The organism is Methanobacterium congolense, from assembly GCF_900095295.1.
In the GTDB taxonomy this organism is placed as follows: Archaea; Methanobacteriota; Methanobacteria; order Methanobacteriales; family Methanobacteriaceae; genus Methanobacterium_C; species Methanobacterium_C congolense.
The window spans coordinates 1151755-1167943 of record NZ_LT607756.1 but is presented as its reverse complement, the minus strand read 5'-3'; the positions used below and the strand labels follow the sequence as shown (position 1 = coordinate 1167943).

Here is a 16189-nt window from a genome sequence, read left to right as displayed (position 1 = left end):
TGAAAAGACAATTTAACTCTTTTTAAAACGAATAAACTAAACTCCCATTTTAGTACCAAATATTTTAAATGAACGTATCCAAAAAGATGTGCAGCTCCTTGGGTATGAAATGGGGCCACACAAGTAAAAATAGGGTTTATTTTTGTATGATGAATAAGTAAAAAAATTCCAGTTAAAACAAAGTTCACCTTAAACTGGTATTTTTTAGAGAAAATGATTAAAAATAGGTTATATGATAATTCCCTGTGATCATTCCTCTGATCCTATAGCAGTACATTCCCAGGGTTGAGCTTCTGTATCAATGGTGGCGAATAGATCAGTTTCTACGTCCTCAAATAGATCCTCACAAGTGAATTTTAAATCTGCAGATTTTTTAACGGGATACATTCTGCCTCTTGCACTTTTAACAACTATATCACCCTCTCGGGTTATACCAACTACTAATTGTTTTATTTCCTTTGCCATAATCCCACACTCCCATTTTTAGAATTGATTGTTTATTGTAATTACCTAAAAAAATCTCTAGAAAACTAGGTTTTTCCATTTACATATTATATTAATCAAGGTATAAGTAGATTATTTTAATAAATTAATGGTTCAACCAGAACTAGAAAATAAAAATAAGCTGATCAATCGTTGAATTTCTCTTCTAGCTCATTAGCAGCATTATATATTAATTTTGTTAATTCTATCCCTTCTTTTTCTCCCAATATTTTTGAATATCTTTTGTATAGGTTTTGCCAGCATTCATCTATTTCTTCTTTTAAATTTTCTCCTTTTTCTGTGGGATAAATATGTGAAACTTTTCCTTCGGCCTTTCGGGTGGCTAATCCTTTGATTTCAAGTTGATCTATAAATCTTGAGGTTGTTGAAGGTTTGATATTTAATATTCTGCTTAATTCAATTTGTGGAAGTCCAGGTTCTGTGTTAATGGCCATTAAAGCAAAGGTATGGGATGTTGAGAGTCCTATCTTTTTAAATTCTTCATCAGCCATTTTGTTTATGAGTCTGTTGAGTTTATTACTTGCAAAATATAGGCAGCTGCATAGGGTGTCTTCGCATCTGGCATCTTTTTTCATCTAAATTCACCTGATTTTATAGTTCTCTTGGAAAGGATATATCGAAACGTTTATATATTGTTTGTGCATACAACATAAAATTAGTTGTACATACAATTAAGTGTGGAGGAAAAAATATGGAAAAAATAGATATAGGAAGGAATGGATTCGTTTATCCAATGCCAGTTGCACTTTTAGGAACAAATGTAAATGGTAAAGCCAATTTCATGGCACTTGGATGGGTGATGAGGGCAAGTATGAATCCACCACTTTTAACTGTTTCTGTAAATAAAAATCACCTCACAAACAAAGCTATTCGCGAAAATAAAACCTTCAGCGTCAATTTTCCAAGTGTGGACATGATGGAGAAAACTGATTACTGTGGATTGGTATCTGGAAAAAGCACAGATAAATCATATCTATTCGAGATCTACTATGGAAACCTAGAAACAGCACCGATGATTGAAGAATGCCCATTATCCTTGGAGTGCAAGTTAATCGATATTTACGAAATGCCTACAAATGATCTCTTCATTGGAGAAATAGAAAGCACCTACACTGAAAAACAATATTTATCAGATGGTAAACCAGACATCAAAAAGATGAACCCTGCAGTTCTAACCATGCCAGATAACAACTACTGGAGTGTGGGTAAAAACACAGGTAAAGCCTGGGACATTGGAAAAAACCTAAAAAAATAGAAAATTTAAACTAAAAGCCACAGCAAAAGTTTTCAAGGATTTTTCTCTTAGAAAAAAATTGGAGATATTCCTCTTTGACCAAAAAGGTTTATAACACCAAGTTATAATAGTTGCTTAAGCAATGATTATGGGGTGTTCCATGGAAAAAAATGAATTGATCGATCTGGATGATTTCTTGATATACCAAATATATGGATCCGCACGTTTGTTACGTTTTAAACTTCAAAAGTTACTGGATGCAAATGAACCAAACTTCACACCAGAACAGGCCTTTTTACTCTACAAATTGTATATGAAGGATGGTCAGTCCCAGAGACAGCTTGCAGATAAAATTCTAAACGATTATCCAAACATAACTAGACTTATTGACAAACTAGAAAAGAAGGGATACGTGCGCAGGGAAATCGCTGAGAACGATCGTAGAATGTTCAAGATATACATGTCAGAGAATGGCAGATCTCGTTTTAAGAGTTATATTCCTCTAATAATGGATGAAAGAGAAAAATTATTGGAGGGTGTCAGTTCTGATGAGGAAAAAATCGTTAAAAGTGTTTTAAAACGTATAGAAGAAAATGTACGGAAATATTCCTCATAATCTTTTTTATTTTTTCCAGTTTTCCAGACTAAATCTTTAAATAATAGTTGCTTAAGTAACTATTATAAAAGTAACCATTACTAAAGTAACTGAATTGAAAATATATTAAAATTACGAAAGTTGGCTTCATTTTTAGTCAATAATACACTGTTGAAGATGGTCAAATGATAAAAGAAGCGATTAAAATATTTAAAAATGATCTTAAAACCATTAGAAACCTGCCATTACTCGTTGTTTTTTTGCTGGTTATAGTTTGTTTACCCTCACTCTACATCCTGCTCACTGTTCCATCGGTATGGGATCCATATTCTCAAACCTCGAATATTGAAGTTGCTGTGGTTAACAATGATTTAGGTTACACCACCAATGGAACCTACTACAACGTTGGAAATACATTGGTAGAGGAATTAAGAAGTAATAAAAATTTAAGCTGGCAGTTCGTTGATAAAAATACTGCATTGGCTGGTGTTAAAAATGGAAAATACTACGCAGCATTAATAATTCCAAGTGATTTTAGTGAAAATTTGCTTTCCATAGAAACTACACATCCAAAGCGGGCTAAAATACAGTACATAGACAATGAAAAATTGAGTCCAATTGCAACAAGACTTACCAGTGCTGGAGCCGATGCAGTGCAAAATAAAATCAACGATGAGATAGTTAAGACCATTGATGGGATTATCTTTGGTAAACTTAGTGATACAGGGGAGTTAGCTAAAGAAAACAAAGCACAGTTTCTTAAATTAAGATCATCTGTAAATGAGTTGAATGGAAAGATTACTACCATTGATTCATCCATATCCGAGGCAAATTCAGATATGAGTACTGTAAACCAGATATGGCCCAAAATCAGCGCAGCACTGCCTGAAATACAAAAATATTCCAACTACGCAAGGAAAAATTATGATTCGATATACCATCAGATCCTATCGGATCCACAGAAATCCTTAAGCAAAGTTCAGAACATGGAATCAGAGGTCAACACAACAATAACTGGCCTGGAATATGTTGATGCTATTTTAACCAGTTTATACAACGCAACAGGGGACCAAGAATTAAAACCAGTCATTGCCCAGGTTGAAGAAAACATCAACAAAGCCAATCAGGTTCTGCTTGTTTTAAAAGATGTAGAAAGTGCTATAAAAGATGGTAAAAATCCAAAAGGAAAACTGGCAGAGTTAAAATCTTTAATTGATCAGATGGATGATGGAGTGAATACTTTAGCAGCCAACAAAGCAAGTATAAATCAGAAGATTAACAATGCAGCTGCCACACTAACTCTTGTTAACTCAAAGTGGCCTGCAATTAGGAGTGCCATCCCAATAGCTGCAGCCAAACTTAACTCAATAGATGAGGAGGATATAGATAAGTTGATCTCCTTTTCAGATACTGATCAGGACGATGTTAAGAATTATTTTGAAAGCCCGGTGGAACTGGATAAAGAAAGTATGTATCCTATGGAGAATTACGGGTCTGCCCTTGCTCCATTTTACATTGCCTTATCCTTGTGGATAGGATGTCTTATATCTGTGGCCATAGTAACTGTACGCGTGAAATCAAATAAATATGGAGCTAGAGCTGCTTATTTTGGAAGGTTGAATCTATTTTTGATGATAGGAATGTTCCAGGCTTTACTCATTGCACTGAGTGCGTTGTTCTTGAATGTACAAAATTCATCGGCAGCACTACTGACTGTAACCATACTGATGATAGGTGCGTGCTTCATGGTGATCTTGTATTCCCTGGTTTCAATCTTTGGAAGTCTGGGAAAGGTAATGGCAGTTGTGTTGTTGATCCTACAAATTGCCTCATCAGGAGGAGTTTATCCTGCAGAACTCCAATCTGGCTTCTTCCAGACTATACAACCCTTTTTACCAATGACCTATGCTATAAGAACCCTAAGGGAAGTGGTTGCAGGAGTTTTATGGACGAGTTACTGGTACAACCTGGGGATATTGTTCCTGTTTGCAGGTGCAACCCTGGGGCTAACTCTCTTGATTGTAGGGAAAATAAAAGATTCTCAGGGTCTTGAGGAAAAATTAAAGGAGAGTGGTTTGGTTGAATAATTTCTAAAACCTACTATTTTTTACTCTTTTTCCTCATATCACGTTAACTGAACAATAATCAGGAAAAGATTCACTGATAAGATCATAATACTGAAAAAGATTTATATCATGAAACTTTTAATTAATCTAGAGGGTAAGCTATTAAAAGAGGAAACCCTCTTCCTTTTCCATTGGAGGTGAGAAAAATAGACAATAAAATTATTGCAGCAATAATAATAGTTCTTTTGATTTTAGTTGGAGCAGTTTACGTTTTTGGAAATCAAAACTCCAGCACGCCCATGAATAATACCACAAATACATCCACCAATGATACCCTTACACAGTCCAATGCCACAACCTCAATACAGAACACCACCACTAAGACAGAAAAAGCAACTAAAACAACAAATAACAAGCCACATGTAAAAATATCTGCAGCAGAAGCAAAAAAACTTGTAGAACAAAACGGGCAGGATGGAGGAGTCCCCAGTTCCTACAAAGCAGGCACACCTACTCTAATTAAAGTTGCAGGGGAATATTACTGGAAAGTACCCTATTTCGGTGATTATATGTATGTGAATGCAAACACTGGTGATGTGGCCGCGCTATTATAGAGTTTACTCACCACTTTTTTTATTTTAGAAATTCCAGAGTATTTTTATCTGCCAATTAAAAAAATACATTATGGATATATTGTTCACTCAAAAAAAGGTCAATGCATAATTGTTATTCAATTAGGGTTGTAGGTTCTGTAATTATACCACATAACACTCCTAAAAATATAATCACGACATTTACAATCAATTTTAAAGGATTCAACGTATAACCACGATTACTGTAACGGGTTGCACATGATTTTTCACTTCTTTTTAAAATTTTACCAATTTCCTTAAAGTTATAACCTTTCTCGCGTAGTTTACACATTTTGATATCTTCATCAAGGGTCCATCTACAACCTAAACGGCTGTCCTGCTCTTCACTCATCATAACCATCTTCTAAACAAATTAGAATTATACAGTTCTTCATGTAAATGTCTATTATATCTATCACATTTAAATTGATCTTTATGGATCAAAATTTAAAGAGTTAAGGATAATTTTTGTCAAATGGAACTGAAATTAAAGATACAAATTTACTTCGTTATAGGACCGTTTAACGAAGTAAAATTACATCATCAAATTCTGCGGATCTGAAACTTGTAAAGATGTGCCGATATCACTTGTGTGGTATATACCTATCGATCCATTTGGAGCAGATTTGCACATTTTTGAATTTAGAGGTAAAACTCCAGAAATTTCAGTGAAAATAATGGAAGTAATATTTGTATACTTAACTAATAATACTAATTCTTTTGTATCTTCTTGGATTTATTAAACCAATAAAAAATTCAATTATCCTACAAATCTGTTTAAAAGTAGGACATTCAAAAAAAAAGATTTTTAAAAAAAAATCTTCAAAAAATTTTCAAAAGTTTAACAGAGGGAATAAATTTGCCCATCAAAATCCCAATAGATCAAGCACCTTCTTTTCAACATGCCTGTTCTGACCCTGGCATGGGAAATTATGTGGATAAAGTACTGGATTGAAATTCAGTTCAATGATACTGTGATTGTTTTCATCAGGTTTTGCTTTTACATCCTGAATGATCATATCCACTCCGCATATTTTTGCATTTACAGCCCTTGCTGAATCCACTGCAATGGTCTTGTACTCGTCCAATACATCATCTGTAAAGTCAATGCTGTCGCCACCGGTGCTGATGTTGGAATTCTGTCTGAGGTACACAACCTCACCTTTTTCTGGAACAAAATTTGCATCCTTCCCTTGAGAAGCAAGGTGATTCTCTTCAACAATTCCCATGCTGATCTTTTCAAGTGGAGTAACATGGCCATTACCCCTTAGAGGACTTTTATTTTTTTCAGCAACCAGTTCCCTGATACTGTGGAGTCCATCTCCCACAACATTTGCTGGAACTCGGTGCATCACTCCAAGCACTTCCCCAGCGATCACTAAAAACCTGTATTCCTTGCCTGGTATGAATTCTTCAATCATGACTGAGTTATCATATTTTAATGCCTGTTCAACCGCACTTTTATAATTCTCATGTGATTTCAGGCCCCTCAGTATTAGAACGCCCTCTCCAAAGTTCGTGGATTTGGGTTTTATCACAATATCCCTACCTTTGACGTTTGGATACTTTTTTAAAGCTTCCTCCATATTATCTACAGTTGTACTCTTGGGCACGTTGATACCGTGTTTCTTAAGAATTAACTTGGTCACTTCCTTGTTTTCCATGATCAATGGAGTTATGTACGTGTCTGCAGATGTCTTGGTTGCCTGTTTCACGTATTCAACCTTGTTACCCTTCTTTAAACGGATGAAATTATCCTCCCAGTCCAGTACATCAACCTCAACACCCCTCTTTAATGCTTCAGTTATAAGAATCTGTGTTGAGAGTTCAAGTCCTTCAAAGTTTTTCGTCGACATGATCAAACTTCCTGATGCTGTTTTTATGTGAATTGGTTACTGCATACCTTGTCCCAAATTCTAAAAAGTCTTCATTTCTACTTTTCATTTCCCTGTGTATGATTTCTGATGGCAGTAAGGATGTATCAAAAAGATTTTGATATTCCTTTTCAACGATTATGAGATATCTGTCATCTCCCGTGCTTTTGTAAATAAGCTCTGCTAAATCTTTTAACCTTCCGAATATTTCTTTTCCCCATGATTTCAAACTAACTGCTCCTTCATCATATTTTTGAAGCACTAAATCTTCTTTTCTCCCATAAAGAGCCACTAAATGATGGTTTAAGTTTATTACTTCATTTTCCTTCTTGTTTAGGGGAGAACTTTCTTCAAACAAACAGAAGAGCAGGAAGATCTGGAGAAAATACATTTCGTCAATGTTTAAACCAATCCTTTCAAATGGATTCAAATCTAAAATCCTTACCTCAATATATTGCACGCCTCGTTTTTCAAGGGCATCCAACTGGGTTTCTCCCTTGATTATATTCTGTTTCAGTCGAATTGAAGAGTAAAATTCGTTTTCTTTTTGTAAAACATTCTCATTGAGCTGTATCTGAGAACCATCCTTGAATGTGCCCAACTGGGAGTACTCTGGATTTTTGGTCGCCATCATCCTGCGAAGCTTAGCAGAGTACTCTTCCAGACTGTTGAAGTACATATCCTGCTTGTGTTTGAAAGCATTTGAGTATCCAAATCTGCTCACGCGTAGGGACGTTGCATACTGATTGAAATTTTCAATAAAATCCACACAACACTGACAAGAGTTTTGAATCAGTTCAATCTCATTTTTTATAACTGGATAGTAACTGGAATGGTAGAATGGCGATGCACCGAAAAGATAAATCAACAACCAGCGATAGCGTAAAAAGTTTCTTGCAAGTGCAAAATGTATCTCATCAACAAATGAACGTCTATCCTTTCCATTTCCAAATTGCTCGTAGAGATGATCAACCATCCCTTCGCCGAAGGAAAAATTGTAGTGTATTCCAGATATCATCTGCATTTTCTTGCCGTAACGCAGTGCCAGCCCTTTTCTATATGTTTCCATATCCCTTCCATTCCTTGAATCAGAAAACCTTGCAATGGGAATATCGTTTTCATCTGGAAGTTTTGGAGGCATGCTAAGTGGCCATAGCAGTTCATTGTTTATAACATTCTCAACCTCAACGGTTATTGCATCTAATTCTGCATATGCTTCTTCAATTGACCTGAAGGCTGGAGTTATCATCTCAATTTGGCTTTCAGAAAAGTCCGTGGTGATACGTGGATTTTCGGTTTTATCTCCAAATACTGAAGGGTGAGGTGTCAGTGCAAGGTCACCTGAAGGGAGAATCCTTTGAGACTCTTTCTCCAGGCCGAAATTGCCCTCTACCAGGAGTTTTCCCCTGTCATCCTTTAAAAAAGACTTTGATATTTCTGAAAAATTCCAGTTCATATAATCCTCTTTTTATCTTTTTTTGAGCAAATCCTACTCCAATTCAGTACTCAGGTTTGTAAATAAATAGAAACATAAAAAGAAATGCTTAATTACAGGATTCATATTAACTTGTATCTAAAACACCTATTTCTTTAACTATCGGTTATCCAATATTTATATTTGTCGGTTGCACTTTTTAGTTACATTGCAATGATACAATTTCATAAAAAATAAAAAAACAAACCCTTTTTAAGTTTAAAACAAAAACTCCACCTATGGAATCAACCGACAGCAAAAAGATCTTGATGGTACTCTTTCTTGGAGTTTTTATTGGGTCCCTTGATCTGGGTATTGTAGGCCCAGCACTGCCTGCAATCCAATCCTACTTCGGAGTGAACGAGAGAATGGGCTCCTGGCTCTTCACCATATATATCCTTTTTCTCATGATAGGAACACCCTTAATGGCAAAACTTTCAGATACCTATGGAAGAAAGACTCTTTACATAGTGGACGTTCTTCTATTTGCCATTGGTTCACTTGTAACTATATTCGCATTATCATTTGAAATGATCCTTCTTGGAAGGGCCATCCAGGGATTTGGAGCTGGAGGCATATTTCCCGTTGCAAATGCAGTCATTGGAGACAACTTCCCCCCAGAAAAACAGGGTAATGCAATGGGAATCACAAGTTCTGTATGGGGATTATCTGGAGTTTTAGGTCCAGTGTTCGGGGGATTACTCCTTAAATATGGTTGGCAATGGCTTTTCGTTATAAATATACCTTTGTCTATCTTCATAATAATTGCAAGTCTCTACGTACTCCCTAAAAGTAAAAAAATCAATGAAGTGTACTTCGACTGGAAGGGGCTCTCTGTACTGGGAGTGCTTGTAACTTGCCTTGCCTATGGAATTAACCAGATCAACACCACCAATGTACTGGCCAGTCTATCCTCCATGGAGGTTTTACCATTTTTATTTGTTGCTTTGGTACTGCTTCCAGTTCTTTGGAAGGTTGAAAACAGTGCAAAGGACCCTCTTATCCAGATAGACCTCTTCAAAAGCCGGGAAGTTAAACTCCTTGGAACCTTCTTCATTGGGACTGGATTGACCCAGGCTGCAACGGTTTTCATACCTGCATTTGCAGTGGTTGCCCTATCCCTAACAACCTCAAATGCCAGTTTGATGGTCATGCCAATGGCCATTGCAATGGCAGTTGGAGCACCCATCGTAGGAAAACTCCTGGACTCAGTTGGATCCAAGATCATCATGATAGGAGGTACATCAGTACTTGTAGTTGGCCTTTTCATCATGGGACTCTTCCCAGAATCATTCTACCTCTTCATAACTGCAGGTGTGCTCATTGGAGTTGGTATGGCCACGGTCATAGGTTCACCACCAAGGTACATCATGATCGTTGAGAGCCCACCAAAACACAGGGCATCAGGCCAGGCACTCATAAACATAAACAGCAGTGCAGGGCAGCTTATAGGTGGAGCACTCATCGGGGCAATAATAGGATCCCAAGCAGGGAAGATGGGAGGTTACCAGTCCGCCTTCATGATCATGGGGTGCGTTGCCATAGTAATGACGGTTCTCAGCCTTGGCCTTAAAAGCCGAGCTGAACAACTTGAAACCATGAAAAAACACTTTGAAAATCATTATGAATGATTTTAATGGGAGTGCAGATTTATTAATTCATTAATTACACTATTTCCTTTTTTTACGGTCCACAACAACAAAACTTTAAATAGGATCCACGACATAAATGGAAACAGTTTTTATATAGACCAGTCACTATAACATGGTTTTGGTAACATGGACGATGAAATGAGCACACGCGAAAGGATACTCATGGCTGCAACACACCTTTTTCAGTTGAAAGGTTATCATGCAACAGGCCTGAACGAGATATTAAGGAAAAGTAACGCACCCAAGGGTTCCCTTTACTATTACTTCCCTAATGGAAAGGAACAGCTTGCCCTGGAATCTATTGAGTTGACCAAGGTATTCGTTGAGGGACTTATAAGGGAGAAACTTTCAAGGATAGATGATCCTGCTGAAGCCATTAAAAGTGCAATTCAAGAGATGGCTGAAAACCTGGACACCGATGAAAGTGAAAAAATTTCCCTTAAAAGTACTAAGAAGGTTTCTGTTAACCTCGTTGCACTTGAAACATTTTCAAGCAATGAAAATTTAAGAAAAGCCTGTGAATCTGCATTTGATGCATGGCAGAATATTTATGCAGAAAAACTGATTCAGGGAGGTTTTTCAAGGCAAAAGGCTGAAAAATTAAGTATGGTAATTCAATCAATGGTTGAAGGAGCCATAGTTATGTCCCTGACCAAAAAAAGTGATTCACCTTTTTTAGAGGTTGCAGAAGCCATTCCATCCATATTAACCAGAAGATAAGAACTAACGATCATTAAGCTTTTTTTTAATGATTTTTTTAATAAATATTATTAGACCATCCTAATCAGTAGGTTGAGGATGCAGATTCCCGATTATGTAGACTGGTCTAATACAGGAGAGTATTCATAGATGACTTTAAATTCGAAGGAAAATAATTTCTCAATCAATAAAAATAACACTAAAAAAATCTTATTTGTAATTTTACTTGGCGGATTCATATCCATGTTAAATGAAACTGCCTTAAACATTGCATTTCCACATATAATGTTGGAGTACAGTATTTCAGCTGGAACTGTGCAGTGGTTAACCACAATATACGTTCTTGTTTCAGGTATTGTATTCCTTATCAGCGCCTTTCTTATTCAGCGTTTCTCAACAAGAAAATTATTCCTATCCTCCATGGTCTTTTTAATTATAGGAACCATTGTATCAGGAGTTTCAACGAATTTTCCAGTACTATTTGCTGGTCGTGTTATACAGGCAGTTGGAACGGGTATCCTTGTGCCTTTAGTATTTAACAGTGTGCTGGTGTTGATTCCAAGGGAAAAAATGGGATTGGTCATGGGTATTGTGAGTCTCGTTGTACTCTCTGCGCCCATGTTTGCACCGGTACTTATGGGATTTCTTATGGGAGTTATGGACTGGCACTGGTTCTTTTTAATGGTTTTAGTCTTTTTTGTGGCTACAACAATTTTAGGACTATCCCTCTTGAAGAACATCACAGAAACAAGCCATCCTAAACTGGATATTTTATCTGTTATCTTAGCTGCTATTGGATTCACTGGAATTATAATGGGTTTCAGTGGTCTGGGAGACTATGGATTAAGTTTAAATGTAACCATTCCCATGATCATTGGTGTTCTTAGCATCATAATATTTGCAATGCGCCAGTTAAGCCTGGAACATCCTTTACTCAATCTTCACGTCTTTAAGTATCCATTCTTCACGATAGGGATAATAATCAACGTTTTTAACGTTATGGTGGTTTTTGCGGTGGTGATCCTCCTTCCAATGTACCTGCAGAATGCACTTGGAAGCACATCCTTCATTGCCAGTCTTGTGATGCTGCCAGGAAGTATTTTAAACTGTTTCTTACCGATCCTATCCGGCCATATATACGATAAGCATGGAAGCAGGATCGTTATCAGTTCAGGTCTGGCCCTCATGTGTATCTCCACGATATTTTTAGCGCATCTTTCTCTTTCAACAACCCTTATAAGTGTGTTGATTATTAATTGTGCTTTATTCATAGGATCCGCCCTTTTAATGTCTCCAAATCAGACAAATACCCTGGGTAATTTGGATCCTCAGGATTATGCTTCGGGTTCAGCCATAATGACAGCGCTGCAGCAGATTGGAGGTGCAATAGGTTCATCCCTATTTGTCAGCTTCATGACATTCGGCCAACAGAATTATCTTCAAAACATCGTTAATCCAAGTTCAACACAAGAGATATCTGGATTGATATCCGGTGTGAACTTTTCATTCACGATAGGAGCCATGCTACTTGGTGTCGTATTTGTTCTGTCGCTGTTTTTAAAACATGGGGCAAAAAGCACATAAAAGAAGAAAAATGAAAAAACAGAACTAAAACTTGATTAAAGTTCTTTTTCTCTTCTTTTTAGAAGATAATCCTTTTTAGAAGATAAAATAACTATAAAATAATTTAACTTTTTTTTAATTGATTTCATTATAAAATAAAAGAATTAAAAGATAAAAAATAACCAATTATTTAAAAAAAGGAATTCTAATGTGTTGAATTAAGATTTAAAAAAATTTAAAGAACTTTTTTAAGTTTAATCCAATTTCACACCCTGAGTAACTGGTAGTCTTCGCAGCCATCCTATATCACTCTTGTAGAGCATCCTTATATCGCTTATACCGTAGCGTATCATTGCAAGGCGCTCAATTCCAAGGCCAAATGCAAGTACTGGTACGTCGATGCCCAATGGTTCCAGAACTTCCGGTCTGAACATTCCAGATCCTCCAAGCTCGATCCAGCTCTCCTTCTCAGGCAGGTAGATCTCACACTCAGTTGATAGGTAGGTGTATGGGAAGTAAGCTGGTCTGAATCTAACTTCAAATCCTAACTTCTTGTAGAACTCCTTGAGTATTCCAAGGAGGTTCTTGAAGGTTATATCCTCTCCTGCAACAATTCCCTCAACCTGGTGGAACTCGGGTAGGTGTTTGTAGGTTATTGTCTCCCTTCTGAACACTCTTCCAACTGAGAACATCTTGAGCGGTGGTTTGTTTTCATCCAAAAACCGTGTTGAAAGGCAGGTTGTGTGGGTTCTAAGCACCGTCTGCTTTGCGATCTCCCTGTTCCATGGGTACTTCCATCCCAGAGACCCTGTGGATCCACCGTTCTCATGGACAGCTCCAACCCTTTCAACAAGCTCTTCACGTGGCAACTCTGCGTATCTTGGATTTTTAACGTAGAATGTGTCCTGCATTTCCCTTGCTGCATGATCCTGAGGCTGGAACAGGCAGTCAAAGTTCCAGAATGCAGATTCCAGTATGTTTCCTCCGGACTCTGTGAATCCCATGTTAAGGAATATGGCACGTATCTCCTCGATTATCCTCTGGAGGGGGTGCATCTTACCTGGAAACGTTTCAGGATGCTCTGCATTTATATCGTAACCCCTGTAGTGGAGGGATTTCCATGCACCTGTTTTCAGCTGTTCATGTGTAAGCTGGGTTGCCTCTTCACGTATCTCAATACCAATGTCAAGGAGTTTCATTCCCTTGTCAAGGACTTTGAGTGTGTGGCTTGTTTTTTTGTCGATCTTGATTATGTTCTTACGTTTTTTAAGGTTCTTAAGGGACTTTTTAAGGTCTCCTCCAAGTTCCTGGAGGTTCACCTTTCCCTGGGTAAGGGTATCTATGAGTTCCTCGTCGCTGTCTCTTGTGGTGAGGGCAGTTTTTCCTTCATCTGTTATTGTAACGTTTCCCTTATCAACAGATGCCCATCGCTTCCTTAAAAGCCAACCAATTGCTATTTTAACATCAACAGCTTCCATACCTGATTTTTCTGGCATCTCATCCATTGAGATGGTTCCATATTTATCAAGGGCTTTTAGGAGCTGTTTTTCTGGCAGACCATTTTTTGAGTAGTCCAGGCCAATATCTGTTAGTCCTGCAAATTCCTGAACATCCTTTTCCACTTCTATGATGTCCTTGGATGCCATGGAACCTGCTGCACTCATAACTGATTTTATGTCCATATCGATGGACTCTGATATGGCTTCTGGTGAAGATTGGTAATTGAAGGATTCTAAGCTTTTTAGAACCTTCTTCTCGTAAATATGCAGTTCATCAATGACCTTTTTAAGTTTATCATCATTCATTTTTATCATCCACGATCTTAATTGTCAGTTCATAAATTTAATGATTGTCCCCAAGTGATCCCCCAAGGATCGAGACCATGATGGATGATGCCGTGAGATCCGCAGTTGTACCGGGATTCAGGTGCTTTGATACTAGCATCTCATCGAAGGCTCGAACATGTTCCAGCCCATTCTCTGCAAGGATTCCACCAGCATCCAGGAGCTCTTTTGCACCATTTGATACATCCCCAGCAACATTTTTACCGTACTTTCTCTCGATGAGTGTGTCGGGGTAGTGTGAGAGGATGGTGAGGAAGGTTTGGACAGTTGCATGGTTGAGGGTGTTTTGGGATCTAACCTCCTTGAATGTTGGATATCCTACGTCGAAGGTTACTGGCATCCTGTTTGTGAGTTCGTATGCAAGTCTGTCCCAGCCAGCTGATATTTCAAGGACATCGTACATGTTAAGGCCCTTCTCAATGAGTTCATCCTTTGCCTTGCTGCTTCCAACGTCAAGTTCATCCCTCTCACCCATACCACCTGCATCAGCTATGCTTATGGCATCGTAGAGGTTCACAGCATCTTCAGGAGTTGTTGCCCTCATTAAAACATCTACGTTCTCCCTTGTGTTCTTAAGGTCTGTGCTCATGGCTGCTGCAGCACATATAGGTGTTAGGAGCATGATTATGCCAAGGTTGGTGTTGTTTGCAACCCACTTGTTGGTTTCAATGACTGCATCCTTTATCTGTTTTCCAAGACCTATCTTATGGAAGTTTTCAGGTTCAACGTACTTCAAAGCCCTCTCTGCTGTTTGTCTCATGATGTCCCCTATGACAACTCCGCTTATTAGGAAGTCTTCAAATACCATGTCGTCGAAGTCCTGGGTTCTGTGAACGTTTCCGGGTTTTGGATGTCCGCTGACCTCCAGGACAGATGCTATCTGTGCAGCCTTTGCAATGTAATCTGGTTCCAAGTCTGATTCTCCATTAGTTTTTCATGAAATTGTTCTTTTTACCTTTAATTGATGGATATGTCAAAAAAATTATTTTGATGAATTCTATCAATTGATATTATCACTATGAATCAAATCAACAAAAATCCTCTTTTTTAAAGGCAGGTTTCCAGTCCCTCCAGAAAATCAGGCACGAAGTGGCTCACTATAAGATCTGCACCAGCCCTCTTTATTGAAAGCAGTGATTCATGTATGGATGCTTCTGTGAGATATCCTGCGTCTATTCCTGCCTTGAGCATTGAGTACTCTCCGCTGACCTGGTAGCCAATCGTTGGCATCCTGAATTCGTCCTTAACTCCCTTGATAATGTCCAGGTAAGGCATTGCAGGTTTGACTATGATCATGTCTGCACCCTCCTCCACATCGAGTTCAACCTCCCTCATGGCTTCCAGGCTGTTTGTAGGGTTCATCTGATAGGTTTTTCTATCACCAAAGGATGGTGCTGAACACACTGCATCCCTGAATGGTGCATAGAAAGATGATGCGTACTTGGCTGCGTAGGACATTATTATGGTGTCGTAGTGTCCGTTCAGATCCAGTGTTTTTCTTATTGCAGCCACCCTACCGTCCATCATATCAGACGGTGCCACGATATCTGCACCTGCCTCAGCATGGCTCAGTGCTATCTTTGAGAGGTAGTTGAGGGTTTCATCGTTGACTATCTCGTCGTTGCGTATGATTCCACAGTGGCCGTGGGACGTGTACTGGCACATGCACACGTCTGTGATAACTATGAGGTCTGTTTCTTCTTTAAGTTTCTTGACGGTTTTCTGCACTATTCCATCCTTTGCATAGGCAGATGATCCCTTCTCATCCTTTGAAAGGGGCATTCCAAAGATGATCACAGATCTGAGTCCCATATCCTCAAGTCTCTTGGCCTCAGAGACAAGGTCGTTTACTGAGTACCTGTACTGGCCTGGTATGGTATCGATATGCTCCTTCTCGCCATCTTCAAGTCCCTCCTTAACGTACATGGGGTATATGAAGTCCTCTGGGTTGAGCCTCGTTTCACTTAAAATATTTCTCAGCTGTTTTGTTTTCCTTAACCTTCTCATTCTTGTAACTGGAAACTGCATTTTATCACCGGAGATTATTTTAAA

15 protein-coding genes are annotated in these 16189 nt (G+C 38.1%); 7 read left to right on the top strand and 8 right to left on the bottom strand.

The window, feature by feature from the left end; genetic code table 11:
* Positions 1 to 249 precede the first annotated feature (249 nt).
* Together MCBB_RS05520 and MCBB_RS05515 are read right to left on the bottom strand one after the other, a co-directional pair.
* Entirely contained in the window at positions 250 to 465 is a 216-nt protein-coding gene (locus MCBB_RS05520) for a hypothetical protein (protein ID WP_071906816.1), read from the bottom strand.
* Positions 466 to 629: 164 nt separating this feature from the next.
* Positions 630 to 1079, bottom strand: a complete 450-nt coding sequence (locus MCBB_RS05515; RefSeq protein ID WP_071906815.1) for a MarR family winged helix-turn-helix transcriptional regulator — start codon at positions 1077 to 1079, stop codon at positions 630 to 632.
* 116 nt (positions 1080 to 1195) lie between these two features.
* On the opposite strand from MCBB_RS05515, the gene MCBB_RS05510 reads away from it, so the two are divergent.
* The 4 genes from MCBB_RS05510 (at position 1196) to MCBB_RS05495 (ending at position 5013) form a co-directional block, all read left to right on the top strand.
* Complete coding sequence (locus MCBB_RS05510; RefSeq protein WP_071906814.1) at positions 1196 to 1759, top strand: flavin reductase family protein; 564 nt, start codon at positions 1196 to 1198, stop codon at positions 1757 to 1759.
* A gap of 139 nt (positions 1760 to 1898) precedes the next feature.
* The gene (locus tag MCBB_RS05505; RefSeq protein WP_071906813.1) at positions 1899 to 2354 is read left to right on the top strand and encodes a MarR family winged helix-turn-helix transcriptional regulator; all 456 of its coding nucleotides are present in this window, start codon (positions 1899 to 1901) and stop codon (positions 2352 to 2354) included.
* A gap of 164 nt (positions 2355 to 2518) precedes the next feature.
* Complete coding sequence (locus tag MCBB_RS05500; protein WP_071906812.1) at positions 2519 to 4420, top strand: YhgE/Pip domain-containing protein; 1902 nt, start codon at positions 2519 to 2521, stop codon at positions 4418 to 4420.
* Between the two features lie 224 nt (positions 4421 to 4644).
* On the top strand, positions 4645 to 5013 hold the full coding sequence (locus MCBB_RS05495) for a PepSY domain-containing protein (RefSeq protein WP_145976016.1): 369 nt from the start codon (positions 4645 to 4647) through the stop codon (positions 5011 to 5013).
* A gap of 112 nt (positions 5014 to 5125) precedes the next feature.
* Here MCBB_RS05495 and MCBB_RS05490 read toward each other — a convergent pair whose 3' ends face one another.
* From MCBB_RS05490 to MCBB_RS05480, 3 genes are all read right to left on the bottom strand, one after another.
* Positions 5126 to 5383, bottom strand: coding sequence for an SANT/Myb-like DNA-binding domain-containing protein (locus MCBB_RS05490; protein ID WP_071906810.1), 258 nt, complete (start codon positions 5381 to 5383; stop codon positions 5126 to 5128).
* A gap of 514 nt (positions 5384 to 5897) precedes the next feature.
* Positions 5898 to 6887, bottom strand: a complete 990-nt coding sequence (gshAB, locus tag MCBB_RS05485) for a bifunctional glutamate--cysteine ligase GshA/glutathione synthetase GshB (protein ID WP_071906809.1) — start codon at positions 6885 to 6887, stop codon at positions 5898 to 5900.
* Entirely contained in the window at positions 6868 to 8361 is a 1494-nt protein-coding gene (locus tag MCBB_RS05480) for a glutamate--cysteine ligase (RefSeq protein WP_071906808.1), read from the bottom strand. Before MCBB_RS05480 ends, gshAB begins: the two co-directional genes overlap by 20 nt.
* A 257-nt stretch (positions 8362 to 8618) precedes the next feature.
* Between MCBB_RS05480 and MCBB_RS05475 the strand changes: the two genes are divergently transcribed.
* From MCBB_RS05475 to MCBB_RS05465, 3 genes are all read left to right on the top strand, one after another.
* On the top strand, positions 8619 to 10010 hold the full coding sequence (locus MCBB_RS05475) for an MFS transporter (protein ID WP_071906807.1): 1392 nt from the start codon (positions 8619 to 8621) through the stop codon (positions 10008 to 10010).
* Between the two features lie 159 nt (positions 10011 to 10169).
* Entirely contained in the window at positions 10170 to 10751 is a 582-nt protein-coding gene (locus MCBB_RS05470; RefSeq protein ID WP_231916420.1) for a TetR/AcrR family transcriptional regulator, read from the top strand.
* Between the two features lie 129 nt (positions 10752 to 10880).
* Positions 10881 to 12314, top strand: coding sequence for a DHA2 family efflux MFS transporter permease subunit (locus MCBB_RS05465; protein ID WP_071906805.1), 1434 nt, complete (start codon positions 10881 to 10883; stop codon positions 12312 to 12314).
* Between the two features lie 233 nt (positions 12315 to 12547).
* Here the strand turns inward: MCBB_RS05465 and pheS are convergent, their stop codons facing one another.
* The 3 genes from pheS to hemB form a co-directional block, all read right to left on the bottom strand.
* A complete protein-coding gene (gene pheS, locus MCBB_RS05460; RefSeq protein ID WP_071906804.1) occupies positions 12548 to 14098 on the bottom strand; it encodes a phenylalanine--tRNA ligase subunit alpha in 1551 nt (516 codons plus the stop codon).
* 37 nt (positions 14099 to 14135) lie between these two features.
* Positions 14136 to 15050, bottom strand: a complete 915-nt coding sequence (locus MCBB_RS05455; protein ID WP_071906803.1) for a triphosphoribosyl-dephospho-CoA synthase — start codon at positions 15048 to 15050, stop codon at positions 14136 to 14138.
* Between the two features lie 134 nt (positions 15051 to 15184).
* On the bottom strand, positions 15185 to 16165 hold the full coding sequence (hemB, locus tag MCBB_RS05450; RefSeq protein ID WP_071906802.1) for a porphobilinogen synthase: 981 nt from the start codon (positions 16163 to 16165) through the stop codon (positions 15185 to 15187).
* Positions 16166 to 16189: the final 24 nt, after the last annotated feature.

Excerpts from the sequence above, each read along its gene's own strand:
- pheS (WP_071906804.1), bottom strand. The coding sequence starts at position 14,098 with ATGAATGATGATAAACTTAAAAAGGTCATTGATGAACTGCATATTTAC.
- MCBB_RS05490 (WP_071906810.1), bottom strand. The coding sequence starts at position 5,383 with ATGAGTGAAGAGCAGGACAGCCGTTTAGGTTGTAGATGGACCCTTGAT.
- MCBB_RS05510 (WP_071906814.1), top strand. The coding sequence starts at position 1,196 with ATGGAAAAAATAGATATAGGAAGGAATGGATTCGTTTATCCAATGCCA.
- gshAB (WP_071906809.1), bottom strand. The coding sequence starts at position 6,887 with ATGTCGACGAAAAACTTTGAAGGACTTGAACTCTCAACACAGATTCTT.
- MCBB_RS05480 (WP_071906808.1), bottom strand. The coding sequence starts at position 8,361 with ATGAACTGGAATTTTTCAGAAATATCAAAGTCTTTTTTAAAGGATGAC.
- hemB (WP_071906802.1), bottom strand. The coding sequence starts at position 16,165 with ATGCAGTTTCCAGTTACAAGAATGAGAAGGTTAAGGAAAACAAAACAG.
- MCBB_RS05475 (WP_071906807.1), top strand. The coding sequence starts at position 8,619 with ATGGAATCAACCGACAGCAAAAAGATCTTGATGGTACTCTTTCTTGGA.
- MCBB_RS05515 (WP_071906815.1), bottom strand. The coding sequence starts at position 1,079 with ATGAAAAAAGATGCCAGATGCGAAGACACCCTATGCAGCTGCCTATAT.
- MCBB_RS05505 (WP_071906813.1), top strand. The coding sequence starts at position 1,899 with ATGGAAAAAAATGAATTGATCGATCTGGATGATTTCTTGATATACCAA.
- MCBB_RS05500 (WP_071906812.1), top strand. The coding sequence starts at position 2,519 with ATGATAAAAGAAGCGATTAAAATATTTAAAAATGATCTTAAAACCATT.
- MCBB_RS05465 (WP_071906805.1), top strand. The coding sequence starts at position 10,881 with ATGACTTTAAATTCGAAGGAAAATAATTTCTCAATCAATAAAAATAAC.
- MCBB_RS05520 (WP_071906816.1), bottom strand. The coding sequence starts at position 465 with ATGGCAAAGGAAATAAAACAATTAGTAGTTGGTATAACCCGAGAGGGT.
- MCBB_RS05470 (WP_231916420.1), top strand. The coding sequence starts at position 10,170 with ATGAGCACACGCGAAAGGATACTCATGGCTGCAACACACCTTTTTCAG.